The sequence below is a fragment of the Rossellomorea vietnamensis genome (assembly GCF_008180415.1).
Lineage (GTDB): Bacteria > Bacillota > Bacilli > Bacillales > Bacillaceae_B > Rossellomorea > Rossellomorea vietnamensis_C.
This window is the reverse complement of sequence record NZ_VTEI01000015.1, coordinates 94,085-116,695: the sequence shown is the minus strand read 5'-3', so window position 1 is coordinate 116,695 and position 22,611 is coordinate 94,085. Positions and strand designations below refer to the sequence as shown.

22 protein-coding genes are annotated in these 22,611 nt (G+C 43.6%); 13 read left to right on the top strand and 9 right to left on the bottom strand.

The window, feature by feature from the left end:
- Positions 1-28: 28 nt before the first annotated feature.
- Positions 29-694 carry a DUF559 domain-containing protein gene (locus FZC78_RS19990; protein ID WP_148941865.1) on the bottom strand — a complete coding sequence of 222 codons (666 nt, stop codon included), beginning with the start codon at positions 692-694 and terminating at the stop codon, positions 29-31.
- A gap of 1,408 nt (positions 695-2,102) precedes the next feature.
- Between FZC78_RS19990 and galU the strand changes: the two genes are divergently transcribed.
- From galU to FZC78_RS24425, 4 genes are all read left to right on the top strand, one after another.
- Positions 2,103-2,978, top strand: a complete 876-nt coding sequence (galU, locus tag FZC78_RS19985) for a UTP--glucose-1-phosphate uridylyltransferase GalU (RefSeq protein WP_148941864.1) — start codon at positions 2,103-2,105, stop codon at positions 2,976-2,978.
- A 22-nt stretch (positions 2,979-3,000) separates the two neighbouring features.
- Positions 3,001-4,311, top strand: a complete 1,311-nt coding sequence (locus FZC78_RS19980) for a UDP-glucose dehydrogenase family protein (protein ID WP_353733589.1) — start codon at positions 3,001-3,003, stop codon at positions 4,309-4,311.
- A gap of 217 nt (positions 4,312-4,528) precedes the next feature.
- Entirely contained in the window at positions 4,529-4,885 is a 357-nt protein-coding gene (locus tag FZC78_RS19975; RefSeq protein ID WP_148941862.1) for a hypothetical protein, read from the top strand.
- Positions 4,886-5,110: 225 nt separating this feature from the next.
- Positions 5,111-6,355, top strand: a complete 1,245-nt coding sequence (locus tag FZC78_RS24425; protein WP_148941861.1) for an exosporium protein — start codon at positions 5,111-5,113, stop codon at positions 6,353-6,355.
- A gap of 112 nt (positions 6,356-6,467) precedes the next feature.
- Here the strand turns inward: FZC78_RS24425 and FZC78_RS19965 are convergent, their stop codons facing one another.
- The gene (locus tag FZC78_RS19965; RefSeq protein WP_148941860.1) at positions 6,468-8,015 is read right to left on the bottom strand and encodes a glycosyltransferase; all 1,548 of its coding nucleotides are present in this window, start codon (positions 8,013-8,015) and stop codon (positions 6,468-6,470) included.
- 314 nt (positions 8,016-8,329) lie between these two features.
- Between FZC78_RS19965 and FZC78_RS19960 the strand changes: the two genes are divergently transcribed.
- The 6 genes from FZC78_RS19960 to FZC78_RS19935 all read left to right on the top strand — a co-directional run bounded on the left by FZC78_RS19960 (position 8,330) and on the right by FZC78_RS19935 (position 12,908).
- Positions 8,330-9,403, top strand: coding sequence for a glycosyltransferase (locus FZC78_RS19960; protein WP_148941859.1), 1,074 nt, complete (start codon positions 8,330-8,332; stop codon positions 9,401-9,403).
- Positions 9,404-9,693: 290 nt separating this feature from the next.
- The gene (locus FZC78_RS19955; RefSeq protein ID WP_148941858.1) at positions 9,694-9,993 is read left to right on the top strand and encodes a hypothetical protein; all 300 of its coding nucleotides are present in this window, start codon (positions 9,694-9,696) and stop codon (positions 9,991-9,993) included.
- Between the two features lie 68 nt (positions 9,994-10,061).
- A complete protein-coding gene (locus tag FZC78_RS19950; protein WP_148941857.1) occupies positions 10,062-10,370 on the top strand; it encodes a hypothetical protein in 309 nt (102 codons plus the stop codon).
- Positions 10,371-10,490: 120 nt separating this feature from the next.
- Positions 10,491-11,036 carry a DUF5412 family protein gene (locus tag FZC78_RS19945; protein WP_252183696.1) on the top strand — a complete coding sequence of 182 codons (546 nt, stop codon included), beginning with the start codon at positions 10,491-10,493 and terminating at the stop codon, positions 11,034-11,036.
- A 194-nt stretch (positions 11,037-11,230) separates the two neighbouring features.
- Positions 11,231-11,902, top strand: a complete 672-nt coding sequence (locus FZC78_RS19940; protein WP_148941855.1) for a phosphorylase family protein — start codon at positions 11,231-11,233, stop codon at positions 11,900-11,902.
- 256 nt (positions 11,903-12,158) lie between these two features.
- Positions 12,159-12,908 (top strand): class I SAM-dependent methyltransferase, encoded by a 750-nt coding sequence (locus FZC78_RS19935; protein WP_148941854.1) that lies wholly within the window; start codon positions 12,159-12,161, stop codon positions 12,906-12,908.
- A gap of 141 nt (positions 12,909-13,049) precedes the next feature.
- Here the strand turns inward: FZC78_RS19935 and FZC78_RS19930 are convergent, their stop codons facing one another.
- Positions 13,050-14,090 (bottom strand): alpha/beta fold hydrolase, encoded by a 1,041-nt coding sequence (locus FZC78_RS19930; protein ID WP_148941853.1) that lies wholly within the window; start codon positions 14,088-14,090, stop codon positions 13,050-13,052.
- Complete coding sequence (locus FZC78_RS19925) at positions 14,083-14,637, bottom strand: hypothetical protein (RefSeq protein WP_148941852.1); 555 nt, start codon at positions 14,635-14,637, stop codon at positions 14,083-14,085. The genes FZC78_RS19930 and FZC78_RS19925 overlap by 8 nt, the downstream gene beginning before the upstream one ends.
- Positions 14,638-14,831: 194 nt before the next feature.
- On the opposite strand from FZC78_RS19925, the gene FZC78_RS19920 reads away from it, so the two are divergent.
- The gene (locus FZC78_RS19920) at positions 14,832-15,077 is read left to right on the top strand and encodes a hypothetical protein (RefSeq protein WP_148941851.1); all 246 of its coding nucleotides are present in this window, start codon (positions 14,832-14,834) and stop codon (positions 15,075-15,077) included.
- Positions 15,078-15,294: 217 nt separating this feature from the next.
- Here the strand turns inward: FZC78_RS19920 and FZC78_RS19915 are convergent, their stop codons facing one another.
- Together FZC78_RS19915 and FZC78_RS19910 are read right to left on the bottom strand one after the other, a co-directional pair.
- Complete coding sequence (locus tag FZC78_RS19915; RefSeq protein ID WP_148941850.1) at positions 15,295-15,537, bottom strand: hypothetical protein; 243 nt, start codon at positions 15,535-15,537, stop codon at positions 15,295-15,297.
- A 94-nt stretch (positions 15,538-15,631) separates the two neighbouring features.
- Positions 15,632-16,531: a hypothetical protein gene (locus tag FZC78_RS19910; RefSeq protein ID WP_148941849.1), complete on the bottom strand. Its 900-nt coding sequence runs from the start codon at positions 16,529-16,531 to the stop codon at positions 15,632-15,634.
- Positions 16,532-16,688: 157 nt separating this feature from the next.
- On the opposite strand from FZC78_RS19910, the gene FZC78_RS19905 reads away from it, so the two are divergent.
- Positions 16,689-17,558 (top strand): proline iminopeptidase-family hydrolase, encoded by an 870-nt coding sequence (locus tag FZC78_RS19905; protein WP_148941847.1) that lies wholly within the window; start codon positions 16,689-16,691, stop codon positions 17,556-17,558.
- A gap of 57 nt (positions 17,559-17,615) precedes the next feature.
- On the opposite strand, the gene FZC78_RS19900 is transcribed toward FZC78_RS19905, so the two are convergent.
- From FZC78_RS19900 to FZC78_RS19890, 3 genes are all read right to left on the bottom strand, one after another.
- Positions 17,616-18,446, bottom strand: coding sequence for a manganese catalase family protein (locus FZC78_RS19900; protein WP_148941845.1), 831 nt, complete (start codon positions 18,444-18,446; stop codon positions 17,616-17,618).
- Positions 18,447-18,610: 164 nt separating this feature from the next.
- Positions 18,611-19,162 carry an NADPH-dependent FMN reductase gene (locus FZC78_RS19895; RefSeq protein WP_148941843.1) on the bottom strand — a complete coding sequence of 184 codons (552 nt, stop codon included), beginning with the start codon at positions 19,160-19,162 and terminating at the stop codon, positions 18,611-18,613.
- Between the two features lie 43 nt (positions 19,163-19,205).
- Positions 19,206-20,051 (bottom strand): VOC family protein, encoded by an 846-nt coding sequence (locus FZC78_RS19890; protein ID WP_148941841.1) that lies wholly within the window; start codon positions 20,049-20,051, stop codon positions 19,206-19,208.
- 181 nt (positions 20,052-20,232) lie between these two features.
- On the opposite strand from FZC78_RS19890, the gene FZC78_RS19885 reads away from it, so the two are divergent.
- Complete coding sequence (locus tag FZC78_RS19885; protein WP_148941839.1) at positions 20,233-20,556, top strand: winged helix-turn-helix transcriptional regulator; 324 nt, start codon at positions 20,233-20,235, stop codon at positions 20,554-20,556.
- Positions 20,557-22,611: the final 2,055 nt, after the last annotated feature.

Genomic DNA, 22,611 nt, shown 5'->3' with positions numbered 1-22,611 from the left:
TTTTTCCTGCTAGGTTTTTGATACTTAATTATTGAATCGGATGCTTAACTTGATCACCCAACCGATAAGAACGGATCCTCTCGACTCCGGATGCGGGAGCCATGATGTTTTTATTGACTAGTTGAGAAAGCACTTTTCTTGCCGTCTTGCCACATAGTTTCAAATCCTTCTCAACTTCTATCGGGAATATGGCGTCTCCTTTCCGGATTGTCAGCCGCAGCACTTCCTTTTCGACTAAGGACAGGGTGGAAAGGTCCATTTCATCCCCCACCCATCGGCCAATCACTTGCTGAACAATTTGCTGGCATCGACGGGGATTCTCTTTCACTTGGTCATAAGAAAAGCGGATCACGGTCCATCCGTCAATCACCAGCTGGTTCTGCCGTTCCAAGTTGTCGGTAAATTGCCATCTGCTTATGCTCTTTAAATGAGGACCGTACCCGTCGATCTCCAGGCAAAGACGGATGGCGGGACGAATATAAGCAAAATCCAAATATCGTTTACCATCTTTAAAATCATTGACTTCATACTCTGGATGCAGATAACGAAAATGATGAAACAAGGGCCACCATACCTGCTTTAAAAATGACATTTCAGCATGTTGGTGTCCTTCTTGCAAGCGCCGCAGCCGTTCACCTGATCTTTCCTGTAAGTGAGCATCAATAAACGCCTGGTAATCTTCTTCAAACCCCATGGCATCTTTCTCCTTTCCAATAATTATACAGCCGGCTTGCATGCTTAATTGGCCTGAAAACGTTCTATCCTAAATTCCTTAAAAAAGGGTATTTGAATCTATAAATATTGTAAATTGTAGACACCACGAATGAACCATCTTCGGAAATATTTTAACGATAACGAGAGACAAAAAGAGGATTGATATATTTTATGTTGGATAAGTTTCTAGGTAAATAAAGCCTTACAGAGGAATAAAAAGAAATTTAAGGAAGAGAGGATGAACTATTTTTAGTTTAATATAATTCTAAAATTTGTCAATTAATTTACTGGATTTTCGGTAATAATAGTTTATTTTAATAAAATCATGTCCCTCAGCAGAGTAACTACTAGCTCGTAAAATATAAGGGAACAATATTCCGTTAATTTCAGATTTGCCCCATTTTGAACGGAAATAAAGGAATCTTTTTCCCTTATGGAGAGCAGAAGTGACTATTTACGGCTTTTAGAGTCAAATAAGGGAACAATATTCCGTTAATTTCAGATATGCCCCATTTTGAACGGAAATAAGGGAATCTTTTTCCCTTATGGAGAGCAGAAGTGACTATTTACAGCTTTTAGAGTCAAATAAGGGAATATTATTCCGTTAATGAAGCGGTTTTGGCCGCTATTTATTAAATAGGGGAAATTTGTTCCTCTATTATAGCTATCCTCCATGCTGCTCAGTAATAAGGGAACAATATTCCGTTAATTTCAGATATGCCCCATTTTGAACGGAAATAAAGGAATCTTTTTCCCTTATGGAGAGCAGAAGTGACTATTTACAGCTTTTAGAGTCAAATGAGGGAACATTACTCCGTTAATGAAGCGGTTTTGTCTGCTATTTATCAAATAGGGGAAATTTGTTCCTCTATTTTAGCTAACCTCCATCCTGCTCAGTAATAAGGGAACAATATTCCGTTAATTTCAGATATGCCCCATTTTGAACGGAAATAAAGGAATCTTTTTCCCTTATGGAGAGCAGAAGTGACTATTTACAGCTTTTAGAGTCCAATAAGGGAATATTATTCCGTTAATTAAGCTGTTTTGGCCGCTATTTATTAAATAGGGGAAATATGTTCCTCTATTTTAGCTATCCTCCATGCTGCTGAGTAATAAGGGAATATTATTCCGTTAATTTCAGATTTGCCCCTTATTTGATAAAAATAGGGAAATCTCTGCCCTTTATATAGTGCCTAAGTTCCCTTCGAAACCACCACCCCATCCGCCCAAAACCACGTATCGTGTAAACCACCTAAAGCGAACCGGCAATCCTCAACATAAAATACTATATCTGCTGTGACCAAGCTCCCGGGGACAGCGAATCTGTTCTCCAGCTTGTGTCAGTGAGCTAGAAAAAACAATTTTGCAGGAAGGAGGTCAATTACATCATGAAAATCAAAAAGGCGATCATACCGGCAGCGGGTCTCGGTACAAGGTTCCTGCCTGCTACCAAAGCGCAGCCTAAGGAAATGCTTCCGATTGTCGATAAACCAGCCATTCAATACATCATTGAAGAAGCGGCCGCTTCCGGAATCGAAGACATCTTAATTATCAGCGGCAGAGGAAAAAGGGCGATCGAAGACCATTTTGATAAAGCTTATGAGTTGGAGGAGACGCTTGCCAAAAAAGGGAAATGGTCAATCCTGAAAGACGTCCAGCAAATCTCTGAACTGGCGAATATCCATTATATCCGCCAAAAAGAACCCAATGGACTCGGAGATGCCATTTACTGTGCCAGGAGTTTCATCGGAAATGAACCCTTTGCTGTCATGCTGGGGGACGACATTGTTCAAAATGAGTCAGAGCCTTGCTTGAAGCAGCTTATGAATATTTACGAAAAATATCAACATTCCATTATCGGGGTACAGAAAGTGGCTCCAGAAGATGTATCAAAATATGGGATTGTAAGCCTCTCAGGCAGGCAAGAGGAGCATATATACACGGTGAAAGATTTGGTAGAGAAGCCGTCTATCAGTGATGCGCCCTCAACGGTGGCGGTCATGGGCCGCTATATCTTGAAGCCGGAAATTTTTTCGGTATTAAAAGACCTGGAGCCTGGTTCCGGAGGGGAAATTCAACTGACGGATGCACTCAAAAAGCTGCTGGTGGATGATAAAGTCCTTGCCTATCACTTTAAAGGGAAGCGGTATGACATTGGCGACAAACTGGGTTTCATTCAAGCGACAATCGACTTTGCCCTGAAGCGTCCCGATTTGAAAACGGAGCTGGAGGACTATATGAAATCTATCATCCAACCAAACTGAAAAGGAGAGGGCTTAATTGAAAGTGACAATCACAGGTGCAGGATATGTCGGCTTAGTCACCGGGGCCTGCCTCGCGGAAAGAGGCCATGAAGTTGTATGCTTTGATATCGATTCTGAAAAAATTGAGCAGCTTCAAAGGGGAGAGCCGCCAATATACGAACCGGGACTGAAGGAATTAATAGAAAAAAATATAAAAGCAGGCAGGCTTCATTTTACGACGAACTGCAAGGAGGCTTATAGACAGAGAGATGTCATAGTGCTTGCGGTGGGAACTCCTGAGAAGGAGGATGGATCGCCCAATCTCTCCTACTTGAAAAAGGCTGTAGACGATATGGCATGCCATATTACTCAGAATTGTGTGGTGGTTACGAAAAGCACAGTCCCTCCAGGAACAAATGAAAAAATTTCTTATTGGATTCACTCAAAGAAAAGCCCGGCACTGAATGTTGAGGTGGTTTCATGTCCCGAATTCCTTAGGGAAGGATCCGCCATCTATGACACCTTTCATGGAGACAGAATCGTTATAGGAGCAGCTTCCAAAGAGGCGGGCGATCTCATTCAGGAAATGTATAAAGATTTTCATGTTCCCGTCGTTCGAACCGACATCAGAAGCGCCGAAATGATCAAGTATGCTTCGAATGCATTTCTGGCAGCAAAAATCAGTTTTATCAATGAAATTGCCGCTATTTGCGAGAGAGTGGGAGCTGATGTGGAAGAAGTGGCTGCCGGCATGGGGCTTGATAAGAGAATCGGCCCGCAGTTCCTCAAGGCAGGAATTGGATACGGGGGATCCTGCTTTCCAAAAGATACAAAAGCATTACATCATATCGCAGAAAAAGTGAGTTGCCGATTTGAAATATTGGAGGCTGTCATGAACGTAAATGACAGTCAATCAGAAGTACTGATGAATAAAGCCCGCACTCATATGGGTTCTTTGAGAAACAAAAAAGCAGCACTGCTGGGCCTTGCGTTTAAGCCCGGAACAGATGACATCCGAGAATCTCAGGCGATAAAACTGGCAAAGGCACTTATTCACGAAGGAGCCAATGTACATGTCTACGATCCCGTTGCAATGGAGAACGCAGAAAAAGAATTGGGCAATTCTGTAGTTTACTCGGGCAGCATGGGAGAAGCACTGCTGGATGCAGAAGCGGCATTCATTGCTACAGACTGGGAGGAAATTACCGAATTTCCTCTTTCAAACTATAAATTATTAATGAAGAAACCCATTATCTTTGACGGAAGAAACTGTCTTCAAATGGAAAAAATACAGAAGAATGACCTCACCTATCTTCCTATTGGGCGAAGAGGTTGCATCTCCCCTATTATTTAGAAGAGAAGCTGGCTTGACGATGCAGCTTCTTTTCTTTCTACCTTCTTTTTTATTATCAAACTAATGGATTAATAGGGCTTATACTCAATCATTAATAGAAACAGAGAATAAGATATAGAACAAAGGGAGATCTGTCTCTTGCAGACGGACGTTACTTGAGGTTGAAAAACGTCAAGAAAGTCGTCCCTTTGTAAAAAAGGGAAGGAGGTAACAATAAATGGCAGTGATATCAAGCGGCCCAATCGAGAATAATCCAGTAAATGGGACCAGGCCGACCACTCAGGTTTTAGTGAAAATTATCAATACGAGTGCAGTCAGTGCTGCAACGGTGCTAATTCAGGGATATTTCTTAAATGGATCCAGAACCCTCTATGTTTTGGAACAAATCAATGTTGGGGCAAATGAAGTCGTGACCCGAAACTATTTCGCTAATCTTAATGCATTTGAATATGTATTCACTACCAGTGAAGCTGGGGCAGAGGATACACAGATTTCCATGTGGGGCAGAAATGCAGCAGGCCAGCTTACCACTTCGCATCGTCTTGTCTCCGAGGAGCATCTCGGTGCAGAATAAAAAGATTATAAATATGGACAATCTCACAATCAGTGAGAACTTCAGAGAATAAGATATAGAGAGTATAGCCTTTGCAGCTAGTAGTACTACAGAATTTTGATAGATAAAGCCACAAGAAAAAAGAGGCTGCAAAATATATTCGATTTCCTCCGGATGCAGCTTATCAGAAACTAGAGTTCTGCCGGAGACTTTTTTAAAAAATTATTATTAAAGGAGGTCGTTTACATGGCAGTATTATCTACTGGACCTATAGCCAATAACCCGGTAGGTGGAGTACGCCCGAGTACACAAGTCACAGTTAAATTGGATAACCGGGATTCTGCTGAATCTTCCACCGTATTGATCCAAGGATACGCTTTAAATGGTACCCGGACGTTATACGTATTGGAACAGATTTCATTGGCGCCAAACGAAGTAGTTACACGTAACTATTTTGCCAATTTTGATGGATTTGAATTCGTATTCACTACCAATGGAGACGCAGAAGAAAGTACCCAGATATCCGTGTGGGGTAAATCAGCTTCTGGCGCATTAGTGCCTGCCCATCGTCTTGTGGCTGATGAATTATTAGGAGCTGATGAAGGCCCAGCAGGCCCAGCAGGTCCAACGGGAGCAACCGGCCCGGCAGGAGTAGCAGGTCCAACGGGAGCAACCGGCCCGGCAGGAGTAGCAGGTCCAACGGGAGCAACTGGCCCGGCAGGAGTAGCAGGCCCAACGGGAGCAACTGGCCCGGCAGGAGTAGCAGGCCCAACGGGAGCAACCGGCCCGGCAGGCCCAGCAGGTCCGACGGGAGCAACTGGCCCAGCAGGTCCAACGGGAGCAACTGGCCCGGCAGGAGTAGCAGGTCCAACGGGAGCAACTGGCCCGGCAGGAGTAGCAGGCCCAACGGGAGCAACCGGCCCAGCAGGCCCAGCAGGTCCGACGGGAGCAACCGGCCCAACGGGAGCAACTGGCCCGGCAGGAGTAGCAGGCCCAACGGGAGCAACTGGCCCGGCAGGAGTAGCAGGCCCAACGGGAGCAACCGGCCCAGCAGGAGTAGCAGGCCCAACGGGAGCAACCGGCCCGGCAGGCCCAGCAGGTCCGACGGGAGCAACCGGCCCAGCAGGTCCAACGGGAGCAACCGGCCCGGCAGGAGTAGCAGGTCCAACGGGAGCAACTGGCCCAGCAGGAGTAGCAGGTCCAACGGGAGCAACCGGCCCGGCAGGAGTAGCAGGTCCAACGGGAGCAACCGGCCCGGCAGGAGTAGCAGGTCCGACGGGAGCAACCGGCCCAGCAGGAGTAGCAGGCCCAACGGGAGCAACCGGCCCAGCAGGCCCAGCAGGTCCGACGGGAGCAACCGGCCCAGCAGGAGTAGCAGGTCCAACGGGAGCAACTGGCCCGGCAGGCCCAGCAGGTCCAACGGGAGCAACCGGTCCAATAGGCCCAATAGGTCCAACGGGTCCAACCGGCCCAACTGGCCCAGCAGCTTAATAGAAGACAGCTATAAGGAATCTATGAAAAAAAAGAGCCGCATGAGAAGACTGAGTGCTTCCCGTGCGGCTCTTTATGTTGCGCCACCAAAGTCTGTTTGGATATAGCAGTTTTATTTCGCAGGTTTTTCTTCCTTCGCTATTTTTTTTTCTAAAAGTTCTTTGTTTTGAAGGATTCTTTTATCGTTCGGAATGTACTCTCCTGCCCGATTATTATGAAATAAGGATACATTATAGTCTTTCTTCTTGAAATAGCAGACGCAGAGCTCCAGATGAGGAACCCAGCTCCAGCAGCCTTCATCATATAAGGTATCACGGTGTGAAGGTTTTTCCAGCTGTGTCGCCAATTTAAACCACAACAGAGCTTCATCTATCTTTCCTTCCTGCTTGAAACAATATCCGAGCCTGCAGCAGAACTCAGCTCTTGGAAGGCTGGAATGGAAGGATTTAAAACAGCATTCCTTGGCCATGTCCAGTTGTCCCTGATCTTGATAAAGTATGGCGAGTTCATACAGAGCTCTTGTTTTATATATGCCGTCCGCTTTTTCTGCACATGACTCAAATACATTGATAGCCTGACTGATCTGATTTTTATCCTTTAATGCTGATGCATATTCAAACGAGCCTTTCGCAGAAGGGCTTCCTCCGTCTGCCATTTCTTTTTCGTAGGAGCTGATGATGAAATCAGGATCATGAACAGGCGGGAGCTCTTGATTGATGATCTTCTCATAGAGCTCCAGATACCTATCTGCCATTTTTTCTGTAGAAAAGTGTTCTTCGGTATATTGGCGCAAGGCTTGTGGTGCGGGAAAGTGCTGATTCCTTAACTTTTCAACCATGTCTTCAAGGTCATGGCAAATCATTTGGGGAAAACCTTGCAAAACTTCGCTTACGGCCCCTTTATCAAAGGCAAGAACCGGGGTGCCGCAAGCCAGAGCTTCTATCATGACAATACCGAAAGGCTCCCTGAAGGTGATGGGGAACAGGAGGCAGCGGGCGTGCTTGAGTAATTCCTGTTTGTGCTTTCCACCGACTTCTCCTATATAGCTGATGTCAGGGTTTCCTTCAATGATCGGTTCTACTTCCTGTGTAAAAAACTCTCTATTATATACCGGTCCAGCAATAATCAGCTTCATATTTATAAGGCGGGCTATTTCTAAGGCTGGCAAAATACCTTTTTGTAATTTGATTTCTCCCAAGAATAATAGGTAGTCTTTTTTGGTTTCAGAGAATTCGTATTGAGTCAGGTCAATCCCGGGATAAACGCAGAACCCTTTATTGCCTCCTGATTCCTGCAGAGCATTTTTGCTGATGTAAACGGGATACCTCGGAAAAGTAGTGGAATTGATATTAATATTGCTGATTGTCGGCACAGGCAGCTTCAGTTTGTCGATAAGAGAAAAATGAGTATGGTCATGAATGATGTCGATATTGTCAGGGAGGTTCTCTTTTACAAACTTCTTGATAAATTCCGGCTTAGGGCCAGTGTGCGGGTATGGAATGATGGTGCCGGAAGAGGTGCTTCCTTTAGGTGCGAACACATAGACCTCATGTCCTCTTTTAACAAGTTCTTCTGATAATGAATGGACTAAACGCTGAATGCCGCCATATTTAGGAGGTGGAACAGGGAGAGTATCAGTGGAAATCTGTACAATGCGCAAATCTTTGCCCCTCTCTTTCTTGAACTCTTTTCAAAAGGCAGTGATCTCGCTTTTTTACATAGGATAAATTAGTGCGCCTTTTGAAAAAAGGAATCGTTTTAAACCCTTGTTACAGGGTATGCTCTCTTTTGGATAAAGGGATAGTTGATTTTCTTATTTCTGGGGTTCAGCCAAGCAGGGTATATATCTATTTTGCCATCATCCCTACACTATTGAGATAAAGAAACATATATTAACAATGGAAACTACTTGCTTGGACTAAGAGGGCATCCTGAAACGGACGCCTGAAGACAAGTGAATAAAGGGGTGCTGAAGTGATAACCATCAGTTTATGTATGATCGTGAAGGATGAAGAAGCCACACTGTGGAACTGTTTGAATTCTGCCAAGGATATAGCAGATGAAATTATTATTGTTGATACAGGCTCAACTGACCGGTCAAGGGAAATCGCCAGTGAATTCACGGATAAGATTTATGATTTCGAGTGGGTTGGCAATTTTGAGCCTGCACGTAATTTCTCTTTTAAGCATGCGACAATGGATTATATTCTATGGCTTGACGCGGATGATGTGATAATGGAAGAGGATCAGAAGAAATTCCTGGAGCTGAAGAAGAATTTGGACCCTTCAGTCGACTCGGTTTCAATGATCTATAATTACGGCTTTGACGAGTATGGAAATGTCACCCTTAGTTTTAGGAGAAACAGGCTGGTGAAACGATCCAAAAACTTTCAATGGGAAGGAGATTGCCATGTGTATTTGGTGGTCTCAGGGAACATCTTGGATTCTGATATTTGTGTCTCGCATAAGAGGGTCCACCATTCCACAGGACGAAATCTCGCTATCTATGAAAAGAGATTGGAGAATGGAGATGAATTTTCTCCGAGAGATTACTACTACTATGGAAATGAATTAAATGAAAATGGACTGTATGAAAGAGCGATGAATGCTTATGAAACCTTTCTGTGGATGGAGGGCGGCTGGAAAGAAGATAAAATAGCGGCATGCAGCCGTCTGGCGGACTGCTATGGAAAGATGGGGATGTTCGATGAGCAGAAGGAAATTCTTTATAAATCTTTTGAGTATGACGTGCCAAGACCAGAGGCTTGCTGCAGGCTGGGGACGATACTCTCAAATGAGCAAAACTACGAGAGCGCGGTAGTATGGTTCGAGCGGGCGATCGATTACGAACCGGACAAAGGTAATTGGGGCTTTACTTACAAAGCGTATTCTACATGGGTTCCACATCAGAACCTCTGCAAGTGCCATTATTATTTAAAGAATTTCGAGAAATCTTATGAACATAATGAGATAGCCAGGAAATACCGGCCGGAGGATCCTGGAATCCTTCATAATAAAAAATTGCTCGAAGACAAGCTGAATCTTTAATAAGGTTTTTGTATAGATTGCCGCTGGCGGAAAGCACCTGATAACCACGAGTAACTTCAGAGGGCAAACAAATCAATGAAAAGCAAAAACACATGTGATTATGATTGGAAGTCACATGTGTTTTTGCTTTTCATTTGGCATATGAATCATACAATAAAAAGAAACACCTGGATATTTATGTTAATATAAACAGAGGGAATACACATAATTTTCAATTAATCCACTTCGATAAAGAATAAGAAACTTAAAGAGCTTGGCTGTCGTCAAAACATCTAAAGGGGGAATCTTTTATGAAGGAGTTAGGGACTTTGCTTTTTTTAGAAGGATGGCTGCCGTTTATCTTGATTGTCTTATTCCTGTCAATTGCACTTCCGCTGTTGGCGAAGTATTTAGGAAATAAAGTTTATACAGTCTGTGTGGTTTTGGGCGCTGCCAGTATCTTCGGTTTTCTTTACAGTTACATTCAGCTCGGTGGAACTGATCAGGGAGCGGGAATTGCTTTTTACTCTGCTGCCAGTATGATCGGTGTGTCCATTGGTACAGCTATAAGTCCATTCATTAAGAAGACTAACCAAAAACCTCTCCATTAAAAGCGGCGGAGAAAGCAGTTGCCATCCGTTAGTTTCGTTGGCAGGCAGTGAACTATAGGAGGGATTAGTTGAGTACATCAGTTTTAAATTTGATTTTCTCGTTTATTTTGCCGAGGTCCATAATAATAGCTTCAGCTTATTGGACAATAGGAATTCGCTACTCAAAACGATTTATACCAACACTTACGCTAATACTCTTAGCCATTTTGGCGTTTTTCCTGCCCTTCTTCCTTGCTGAGGCAGATGTAATCGAAAAAGGTTTCGGATCAGCCATACAAGGTATTTATTACTCCGGTTTCCTGGGGTTGGGGGTACTGGTGAATGTGATTGTCCTCACTTTTATAAAGAAAAATAAAGAAACTGATATTAAATTATAGGAGTCAGTAACTGAAGGTACGCTTAATGGTTATTGGATTTCTTCATTTAATAGAGGAAATCGAAACTTAACAAATTGGATTACGATCTAATACAGTTAAGGGGGAAATGGTATTTTAATTTTGTTCTATTTGTTAATCGCTTGCACGACTCTATTTTTATTTTTAGTTCTAAGTGCCAAGGCAATAAGTGCTTTCATAAAAAAGAAACCTTTTCCAAAAAGACTGTTGATTGCAACGTTGTCGGGAGTTGTTTTAGTTTCTTCAATCTATATCTATGAAGCTTACTTTTTCACATTTGATCAAATTAATAAAGAATCTATGCAAAAGGGGCCTGGACCTGTCACCTCACCAACAGACGCCTATACAGCTGATGCCTACTATGAACCCTACGGGGGAGCAGCCGGCGGTGTTAATGTGTGGGTTGAAGTTACCTATAACAATGAGGATCATAAGGTTCAAACTGTTTATTATGGAGATGCAAAAAGTACATTCAATATGGATTGGCTGGATGAAGATACTTTGCAAATACAAAATCTTGACCCTGATTATCCTGATTCAGATCGAAGCATCAATTTGCGCATTGGCAAAGATATTTATCACGAATTCGGTTTGGCTTGTCAGAGTATTTTGATGAAGGACGAATACGAAACTTGCTATAAAAACTAATAGGAGCCTTTGCTGAACAAGCAGCCGCCTTTGTTATACAACATTTTTTGTTAAATGTTGTTCGTCAGTTAGACGAAGCAGTTAAGCAAAAAAAGGATATTTACATGTTAGTAACGAATTGTGGATGAACAGAGTAAAGACGGATAGTGCCAAGATTCAATAGTGAAAGATTATATTTGCAGGGTGATTAGTGGATGATAGGTATAAGTATAGCAACGAAGTGGGAATATGACGCAGCATTGGACTATTTCGGCATAAAAGATCATGAACGTTTCGGTTATCCTTATGGCGAATATTTCATAAGAACAATGAATGATACTGAACGTGTTTTTTATAGTACCGGTGTAAGAAAAGTAAATGGTGTTGGCGGTAATCAGTATATGATTTCAAAGTTTAACTTAACGAAAGTCATTGTTGCTGGAGCATGTGCAGGAATAGATGATAAGTTCAGTAACTTGGATGTTTTTGTACCCGATAAAGCTGTTCAATATGATTGCACAGTAAAAGAAGTCGAGCCTTTTATTAAACAATCCTTCATAGTCGATATAGATCTATCTAAATATGGAAGTGATTTTCATACCGGCACAATTGGTACCGCTGATAAAGCAGTGGTTATGTGGAACGACTATTTAGAACTGAAAGAAAACGAAATCACTATAGCCGATACAGAAGCGGGTGCCATTGCTTATATCTGTAAGAAGAATGATGTTGAATGCATTATTATCAAAGGAATATCTGATTTTCCAACAGATGAAAGAAATGATGATAAATTTCAATCAAACATGAAACAGATTAATGTTTATTTAGAAAATACACCTAAAGTTATGAACAAAATATTTGGCGATTATTTAGAAAGGTTTCTATAAATAAATCTTTCTTTAGTACAAATAGACTTGCTTTTTTACAACAATCAGAGTGTAAGCCTCAATTAATAGTTAGTCCACAAGATGTTTAATATTGCAGTGATATATATGAAATAGACATTTTTTTATAGCCTTAAAACCTAACCCAATTTGGAGCAGGTAATAAAACAAAATGTACCTTTTTAAACTGTTTTTGTTTCTTGCTTTTTCTATATATTGATCTTAAAATTCAAAGTATTCACAGATTTGGAGACCTGCTATGAAAAATGAATTTAGTAATAAATCAAAGGAATATGCAATTGGAAGACCTTCTTATCCAATAGAAGTATTAAGTGCAATTAGAGAGCTGGGAATTAATGAACACTCCTCAATTGCAGATATTGGGGCAGGGACTGGACTTCTTACCAATTTGTTAGGTGAATTAGGCTGCGAAGTGTTTGCGATTGAACCAAACGAGCATATGCTTGAAGAGTGTAAAAAATATTGCGGGAATAATAAAAACATCAACTTCATTAATTCTCCAGCTGAAGTAACTGCTTTGAAAGAAGATAGTGTTGATATTATCACTATTGCACAGGCGTTTCACTGGTTTGATAAACAATTATGCAAAAAAGAATTCCAACGAATTTTAAAGGAAGATGGGCATGTAATTATTTTGTTTAATGAAATGCAGTTGGACAGTCAATTAGCGAAAGAGTATAGAAGTATTCTACATACATATAAAGTTAAAACAAATGCTGGGATTTCAGACTTTGATCCAGACAAAGAAAAGTTTGATTTTTTTGGCCAAGATTATACCAAGCTATATTATGATAACTGGCATACATTAACGGAAGAAGGTTTTGTAGGAGGCGCACTCTCGTTATCCTACACTCCATCAAAATTAGATAGTAGTTACGAAGAATTTACAGCAGAACTTCATCACCTATTTTCAAAATATCAACAAAATGGAACAATAACTTTTCATTATAAAACGGAGGTATGTATCTGTAGGTTTGCAAAGCGGTAAAACTTACGAGTTCTTAGGCTATAGTGGGTGTCATTTTAACAAGGAAAAGGCACGAAGATTATCCTTCGTGCCTTTTCCTTGTAATTAGAGTGAGTTGGGTTGTGATCAGCCGCACAAATCAAGTGGTTTTTGAAGTAGGAATCAGTTCGACCTCTGCGGCAGCCAATCTGCGAGAAACGGCGGAAGCCCTTTCCCTTTTACGGCAAGGGTAGTATGGCCGCCTGTTACGGGCCGGTAGGTTTTGTCCTTGCTGGAAACGACGTTGACGAAGTCTTTGCTCAAACTTTCTGGAACCAGCCGGTCATGCTTTCCTGCTACGACAAGCAGGTTGGATCGGATTTTTGAAGGAGCGGCGGTTTTCCCTCTGATTGTGAGTGTGCCTTTCATGAACTTGTTTTCTTTAACAATGTCGTTAGCTAGTTGCTGCATGGCACCCTCAGGAAAGCCGACATGATCGTTTGTCCATTTATTGAACCTCCGCCAGCTAGCAACATACTCTTTATCATAAGCTTTATTTAATAGAGAAAGGTAGTGGCTGAAATAGACAGGGGAACTGGCAGCGCGAAGCCCGATTTTCATGAGCTTTGGCGGAATCGATCCGTTTATGTCCATCAAGCTTTCTATATTTATATCATTTTCACGGATATATTCCACCCACTGATCAAACTTTGGCGAAGTGGAAAAGTCGATTGGGGCAACACAGATGACCAGATTCCGGATTGGTTCTTCTGCAAGAGAAGCATAGATGGCGGCAAGTGTCCCGCCGACACAGTACCCGATGACGGTGATGTCTTCAGCACCTGCATGAGCCAGTGCCTTCCGGACAGCTCTCTGAATATAATCGAGGACATAGGCATCTACGTTGATATCTCTATCTTCATAACCCGGGGAACCGAATTCCAGCAAGTAGACATCGTATCCATTTTCCACGAACGACTCAATCATGCTCGCCCCTGGAGCCATATCCAGGACATACGCTTTATTGACTAAAGAGTACACGAGAAAGAGCGGCACTACATACTTCTTTTGAGTGGAAGGATAATGCCAGAGAGTCGCCTTGTTCTTTTTCCAGACGGCCGTTCTGGGTGTCGGGCCGACTTCCGGTTCTGGATCTGTCCATATGCTGAAAAAGCCTTTCCAGCGCTCGATCTCCTTCTGAGAATCCCAGTCCTTGTTACTCACTTTTTTTCATCCCCTGGAGCATTTCAAACAGCTGGGAGAAGTTGGCTCCTTTGAGTATTTCAGAAGCTGAAAGAGTACCAAGCTTCGACTCTATTGAACTTTTCGCCGCTTCACTCATCGCCTGTAGCCTTTTCCTTCTCTCCTCTTTAAGAGTATCCCAGACAGCTGCCTCTTCTGGAGATTCTGCAGGAGCCTCGGTTTGTTCCTTTTTGTCCGGCGTGCTGCTGTTCAACTTTTGGATTGTTTCTGTTAACTCGGCAACCTGGTCGCTCAGCACATCTACCTTTTCTTCTACTTGTACGACCAGCTGTGCGATGGTCGCCACATCTTTCTTTGTAGGAGTTTTTAAATGAGGTGATGCTGTTTCGTGAAACTCCTGCAGAAGATCCATCAGCCTTCCGTGTGCTTTTTTAAAAACAGTTGCCGCAGCGGCAAATTCTTTTTGATTCATATACTTATGAATATATTCATTGAGCTGTGTTTCCAACTGGAAACCGGCGTTTCGCAACGCTTCATATAAATCTGAAGGGATTTTTTCCTTTGTCATGCTGTCGCTTCCTTTCTGTAAAAATATCATTCGATTTATTATAAACAAGCACCCTCTTCTCTGTTCCAAAAATGGTGGTTCTGCCTGTGCCTCTTTGCAGAAGGCTGTCATTCCTGCCGGGACAGGTACCGCTTCGGGAGAGCCGGCACTTGCATACACTATTGAATCTTGTGAAAAAGGAGAGTCAGAGAATCATGACAGAAAGAGAAATGGAAGAAATCTTCAAGTTGTATGGACATTCCCTTATGTATAAGAGGTTGAAAAATAAATTGCTGCTTTCAAATCTATTGGATAATGAGAGCGGCGAATTGCTGGAGTCCTTCTTTTCCTCGTATGATTTCCGCCAGGACACGGCTATGAACTATGAAGAGTTCGAATTCCATATCCGTGTTTTCAAGCTGCTTGAAGAACAGGAAGTACTGCCGGAGGTTTACTACTAGAGAAGAAGAGAGGCGGGAGTGTCGCAGGCTGGTGAATCGGAGGTTTCGCTGATAAAGTGAGGCTTTCCGCAGATAAAATGTGGACTTCCGCCGATAAAAGTGCGGGCCGCGCCGAAAAATTGCAGATTTCCGTTGATAAAAGCGTGGGCCCCGCCGATAAAAAGTAGTTTTCCGCCGATAAAAGTGTGGGCCCCGCCGATAAAATGAGGCTTTCCGTCTATAAAGTGCGGGCCGCGCCGATAAAATGAGGCTTTCCGCCGATAAAAAGTAGTTTTCCGCCGATAAAAGTGTGGACCGCGCCGATAAAGTGAGGCTTTCCGTCGATAAAAGCGTGGTCCCCGCCGATAAAAAGTAGTTTTCCGCCGATAAAAGTGTGGGCCCCGCCGATAAAATGAGGCTTTCCGTCGATAAAAGCGTGAGGTCCGCCGATAAAAGCATGGAAACCGCCGATAAGCTGCAAGCAACCGCCAAGCACACACTAAAAAAGGAGACAGTCGTCCCGGGAGCGGGATTTCTGTCTCCTTTTATCTAGTATGGTGACACGGAATTGCTCATCAGACCCTAAACCAGGTATCCAGGTAAAGACTTGATTGGGCAGTTTCTATGTGAAGCGGAAGATATTGTTTGGCGCCGATAGGGTAGACTCCAGAGGTGAAGAACCAGTTCCATTTCTTTTCTTTGTACCTTTTTCCGATTTCCCCGTGAATAAGGAGTGGAGATTTTAGAAGGTGTGCTGGCAGTCCTTGAATCGGATAAGATTCATTTGAGTTGACATGAGTGGCTCTCACAATTGTATCAACGGTTCCAGTTACTTCGAACAGTCCATCCACTACATCGTCGTATCGGTCATAAAGGGTCTCCAATTCATCAAGTGCATTCAGATAGTTCCAATTCTTGCTTAGGATAGTTGGATAGTGTTTTTTCAAGAGGTGGTTGATTATTTTTTCAGAGAGATTGAGCTGGGGCTTGTGTGTTTGAATACAAGGGGTGATAAGAGGAAGCACGGTGGAGCGGGTGTGGGTGTCCAGCCAATTAGCAAACTTGGTTAGCTGGAATAAAAGTTTCTGTGCTTCTTTCTCTCTATGTGAGAGCGCGAGATTGTGAGGGCAGTAGGTTGAGATGAATTCATCCCAAAAGTGATGGCCGCAATCTTGCCAAGACTGGAGGGTGCCCGAGCCGCATTTTTCGTATAAGTAGTCGGAGAAAAGTTCAAGGAAGTGGGTGGTGTTTTGAGTGACGTTGGTTTGCTTTACGTAGGCTGCAAGGTCTTTTCCGTAAAAGAGAAAGTGGCCGCGCATCCGCATTCTAAAAGTGGAGCAAAGTTCGATGTTCTCGATGATTTCTGCCCGTTCTTCAGGGCTGGTGAGGGGTTTTGAGAAAACTCTTACATGGGGTGTGGAGCTGCAGGCGTTTGCGTTCTTGCCGCATCCGCAGGGACAAAATGGGGATTTCATTAAATAGATCAACCTGCTTTCTATATATATTGGGAAATACTGTTACAATCCTATTGTAATGGGTTTCAATGGATTTGTCACTATCAAAAGGATTAAAGTAAATATGGTAGAATTCTTACTATGTGTTACTTTTTTATAGAGCAGGGAGGAATAATAAATGTTAGTGAATGAAGGTTTTATCGAAGTAAACGGCGGTAAGGTTTGGTATCAGATACATAATGAAAAATCGAAGAATACACCGGTGATCATTTTACATGGTGGACCGGGTTCTTCGCATTATTCGATGCAGGGACTCCGTATTCTTGCGGAAGACCGCCCAGTCATTTTCTATGATCAGTTAGGCTGTGGAAAGTCTGACCGCCCGGCGGATAAGTCTTTATGGCACATTGACCGGTTTGTCGAGGAGCTCGGCCAGGTGAAAGACGGACTTGAGCTGGATGAGTTTCATATCCTCGGACATTCCTGGGGAACAACACTGGCTGCTGCTTACTACCTGGCAAAACCAGAAGGAGTGAAGAGCATCATTTTTTCAAGTCCATGCTTAAGCGCTCCGATGTGGGCTGAAGACCAGGAAGAGAATCGAAAGCTCCTTGCGGTTGAAGTGCAAGACGCGTTGAGAAGAAATGAAATCAACGGTACAACTGATTCTGAGGAATATAAAAAAGCGACTGAAGTGTTCAATAAGCACTTTGTCTGCAGGCTTGATCCGTATCCGGAATTTTTAAAAAAGGGCAGGGAGTTCAGAGGGCCGGAGGTATACAATCATATGTGGGGACCTTCTGAATTCCATGTGACTGGCAACCTGAAAAGCTTTGATTGTACAGGTGAATTGAAAGACTTCAAGGTGCCGGCGTTATATACGTGCGGCCGTTATGATGAAGCAACTCCGAAATCGACGGAGTATTTCAGCTCGCTGACGCCCCTGGGAAAATTCCATGTGTTTGAGCAGAGTGCTCATATGCCGTATGTGGAAGAGCCGGAGGAATATGTAGAGGTGATTGGCGGGTTTTTGAGAAGTGTTGATTGATCAGCGGAGGATAAATTAGAAACGGGAGACAGCCGGACTGTCTCCCGTTTTTTGATATTATTTCTTCGGCGGTGGGGTATTATGAAGTTCAGCCGGTGCTGGATCCAATTCCAGCGGGCCGCCGACAATTTTAGGGTGATCTACGTATTCGAATTGCTTGCCGTCAGGACTTGCGCCATTTGCCCAGCGTCCCTGACTGCTTTCCTCACCCTCGGAATAGTTGAATAACTGGTGAGAGAATCCGTCCGCTTCCTTGTCCTCTTTGACGGTTGTCGGAACAATGATGCCGCCTTCTTCTTCAGCCAGTTCCTGCAGTGCTGCAATCCACTGGTTCTGGTGCATCGTGTCACGGGCAATAAGGTAGGACAGCATTTCTTTAACACCCTTATCATCTGTCATTTCATAAAGGCGTGCTGCCTGCAGGCGTCCTTGTGATTCTGCGTTGAGATTGGCGCGGAAGTCAGCCATCAGGTTTCCGCTTGCGACGATATAATCGGCTGTCCAGCGGTTTCCATTACTGTCGGAAGGCATGGCGCCAAGTCCTGAAACGATTGCGTGCTGTGGATTCATGCCGCCAAGTACTGCTTCGATGACAGGATCTTTGGCTGCTTTTTCCTGTTCACTGACAGGAGCCCCGTCCAAGAGCTTTGCTACCATGGTTGCCAGCAGTTCCACGTGCCCGATTTCTTCCGTTCCTGTATCCATGATTAAATCTTTATACTTTTCATGCTTGCCCCTTGTATTCCAGCCTTGGAACAAATACTGCATGAAGATCGTCATTTCACCGTATTGTCCACCGATTAACTCCTGTAATTTTTTCGCGAATAAGGGGTCAGACTTTTCTGGTTTCGCTTCAAATACGAGCTGCTTTCTGTGTAAAAATGCCACACTTATTACCGCCTTTCAATTATTGGAATTATTGTGTACGTATTTTTCTTTCCACTGAAAGGGAGGGGGTAAACCAATTTTTACGAAAAACTGTATGATGGATGATGAGGGTAATTAGAAAAGGGTTCTTTCCAAAAGACCATGGAAAGAACCCTGTAATTCTGTTAATTTCTGATTGTCTTCAATGCACCGCTCCAAGTTTCCACTTCATCAAGCATGGCATTGATATTTGCAAGGTGAAGCTCCTGGGGTTTGAACTCTGACCAGTTTTCAAAATCTGTGAAGAGTGACAGCGTTGGGTGAGTGCGGACATCCGCTACTTTTAATTCCCCAAGGATGCCTCGGAGGTGCTCAGCCGCACGGGCTCCGCCTGTTGATCCATAGCTCACGATGCCAGCTGCTTTGTTGTGCCAGGCTTCACGTGCAAAGTCGATAGCATTTTTCAAAGCTCCGGTTATGCTGTGATTGTATTCCTGGACAATGAAGATAAAGCCGTCCAAGCTGTCCAGCTTTTCATTCCAGGCGGAAATTCCCGGCTCTGTACCATCTGTCGTTCCTAGGAAAGGAAGGTTGTAATCAGAGATATCGACAATCTGATAATTGGCTGTCTCACGGCTGCCAGCGATGCCTTTTACCCATTCGCCTACCTGCGGGCTTACGCGTCCTTGTCTTGTGCTTCCTAGAATGATTCCGATGTTCAGTTTTTGATTTGTCATATTAATTCCTCCATTTTTTAAAATTATCTAATTTAGATTCGCGTCAGGCTGATAGTTCTAATATGATGGTGTTGCCAGAAGGATCTTTCGTTACAAATTCTTCTGAAATGATTGCCCCTATGCTCTGCAGCCGGCCTGCGGCTTCGTTTCGTGCTTCCTCGCTTGGCAGAATAATGGTAAAGGATTTCAGCCCCGCACTCTGGTGCGAAAGGGGAGGGGCACCAATGCCGTTCCAAGTATTCAATCCGATATGATGATGATACTCTCCAGTGGAAATGAAAAGTGCCTGGCTGCCGAAGCGGGAGACCACTTCAAATCCGAGCCCTTTTGTATAAAACTCCTCGGTTTTTTTCAGTTCGGAGACATGTAAATGAATATGTCCCATTACGGTGTCTGAAGGAAGGCCGCTCCAGGGATGGTCTCTTTTTATAGAAAGAAGATCCTTGAAATCCAAAGGGTCGACGGACATCTTCACTTCGCCGCTGCTCCAGTCCCAATCGGTGTGGGCGCGGTCAGCATAGACTTCGATTCCATTTCCATCCGGATCAGAGAAATAGAGAGCTTCGCTGACAAGATGATCCGATGACGCAAGGCGCAGACCAATATTGGCGGAATGCTGGACAAAATTGGCTAAATCCGCCCGCGTCGGCAGAAGGAGAGCAAAGTGATACAACCCTGTCGTTCTTCCGTTTTTAGGAACAACATCCAAAGGCTGCTGCAGAGTCAGTAAAGCTGTGTTTCCATCAGCAGAAAGGCTGGCGATTTTCTCAGTCTGGTCAATAATTTTGAAGCCAAGGACCTCTCTATAGAAGACCAGTGAGCGTTCCAGATTCTGCACCTTTAAACTCACTCTGCCGACATAGCTATAGGGTTTACGATGGAAGTTCATGTTCACACCTCTTTTAATGATGGTTAGTTTGAACTCTTGAAAAAAACTGATGCACTTAATAGGTTACTTTATGTAACTTATTATATTTTTATTACTTAATTACGTCAAGTGCTTATTTGAGTAAAAGTAATTTAGTTTCTTTCTTCGTTTGGGTATAATAGAAGGTAAGGAGTTGATTTCGTTGGATAGATCAATTTGTCCAAGATTTGAAAAAGCGATGGGTATTTTAAGCCAGAGGTGGACGGGCATTATCGTTTACCAGCTTCTTTCAGGACCTCAACGGTTCAGCGCCATCAGTTCAAGTACTGGCGTGAGCAACCGGGTGCTATCAGAGAGGTTAAAAGATTTGGAGAATGAAGGGATTATAAAGCGGGAAGTGTACCCTGAAACTCCGGTCCGGATTGAATATTCATTGACTGAAAAAGGATTGGCCTTGGAGCCTCTCATAAGGGATATAGAAAAGTGGTCGCAAACCTGGCTGGAACAGGCGAGTGATTCCAAGTAAAAAGGATGCAAAGGAGCGAGGGTGATGCTCATTTGTATCCTTTTGTTTTTGAGTTTTGGATGGTCTTTAAGGAGGCTGCCGAAATGACAAAGAGTTTGTTCTCAAATTAAAACCTTACGTTTTCCCTGAAGGAAGAAAGGCAAAATAATTTGAAACAATGGAAGAGGTGAACAGAAAAGTGAACAAAGCCAAATTGGCGAAGGAATCTTCTTATACTAGTCGCCGGCGGGAAGATTAGCGGGTTTCTAGCTGCAAAGAATGCTAAGAAAAACTAGAGAAATTTAAAGAAACTGGATGGTTCTCCTCTATACTGGATCTTCCTGGTCATGTGGACATGATTGGAGAGAAGATGGATACATGGGTGAGCGGGTTTTGGCTGAGATGTGTACTCAGATGAGGAAGGTGGATACAAGAGTGAGCGGTTTTTAGGTGAGATGTGTACTCAGAGAGGGAAGGTGGATACAAGAGTGAGCGGTTTTTAGGTGAGATGTGTATCCAGATGGAAAAGGTGGATACAAGAGTGAGCTGGTTTTGGCAGAGATGTGTATCCAGATGGAGAAGGTGGATACAAGAGTGAGCGGTTTTTAGGTGAGATGTGTATCCAGGTGGAAAAGGTGGATACATAAGTGAGCGGTTTTTAGGTGAGATGTGTATCTGGAGGGAGAAGGTGGATACAAGAGTGAGCGGTTTTTAGGTGAGATGTGTATCCAGGTGGAGAAGGTGGATACATNGAAGGTGGATACAAGAGTGAGCGGTTTTTAGGTGAGATGTGTATCCAGATGGAAAAGGTGGATACAAGAGTGAGCTGGTTTTGGCAGAGATGTGTATCCAGATGGAGAAGGTGGATACAAGAGTGAGCGGTTTTTAGGTGAGATGTGTATCCAGGTGGAAAAGGTGGATACATAAGTGAGCGGTTTTTAGGTGAGATGTGTATCTGGAGGGAGAAGGTGGATACAAGAGTGAGCGGTTTTTAGGTGAGATGTGTATCCAGGTGGAAAAGGTGGATACATAAGTGAGCGGTTTTTAGGTGAGATGTGTACCTGGAGGGAGAAGGTGGATACAAGAGTGAGCGGTTTTTAGGTGAGATGTGTATCCAGGTGGAAAAGGTGGATACAAGAGTGAGCGGTTTTTGGCAGAGATGTGTATCCAGATGGAGAAGGTGGGTACATGAGTGAGCGGTATTTGGCAGAGATGTGTATCCAGATGGAGAAGGTGGGTACATGAGTGAGCGGTTTTTAGGTGAGATGTGTATCCAGGTGGAGAAGGTGGATACAAGAGTGAGCGGTTTTTAGGTGAGATGTGTACCTGGAGGGAGAAGGTGGATACAAGAGTGAGCGTTTTTTGGCAGAGATGTGTATCTAGGTGGAGAAGGTGGATACAAGAGTGAGCGGTTTTTAGGTGAGATGTGTATCCAGATGGAAAAGGTGGATACAAGAGTGAGCTGGTTTTGGCAGAGATGTGTATCCAGATGGAGAAGGTGGATACAAGAGTGAGCGGTTTTTAGGTGAGATGAGAGGTATTTGGCAGAGATGTGTATCCAGATGGAGAAGGTGGATACAAGAGTGAGCGGTTTTTAGGTGAGATGTGTATCCAGGTGGAAAAGGTGGATACATRAGTGAGCGGTTTTTAGGGAGATGTGTACCTGGAGGGAGAAGGTGGATACAAGAGTGAGCGGTTTTTAGGTGAGATGTGTATCCAGGTGGAAAAGGTGGATACAAGAGTGAGAGGTATTTGGCAGAGATGTGTATCCAGATGGAGAAGGTGGATACAAGAGTGAGAGGTATTTGGCAGAGATGTGTATCCAGATGGAGAAGATGGATACAAGAGTGAGAGGTATTTGGCAGAGATGTGTATCCAGATGGAGAAGGTGGATACAAGAGTGAGCGGTTTTTAGGTGAGATGTGTACCTAGAGAGGGAAGATGGATACACGAGTTACACCTTGATGGGAACAGCGAATTACAGGGTCTCCATGAAGAAGACGCCAACCCGCTCAGAAAGTATTCTTTATGAAGTTGGGCTGGGTGAATTTCCTGTGGTCTTTCCTCTTCTTCAGC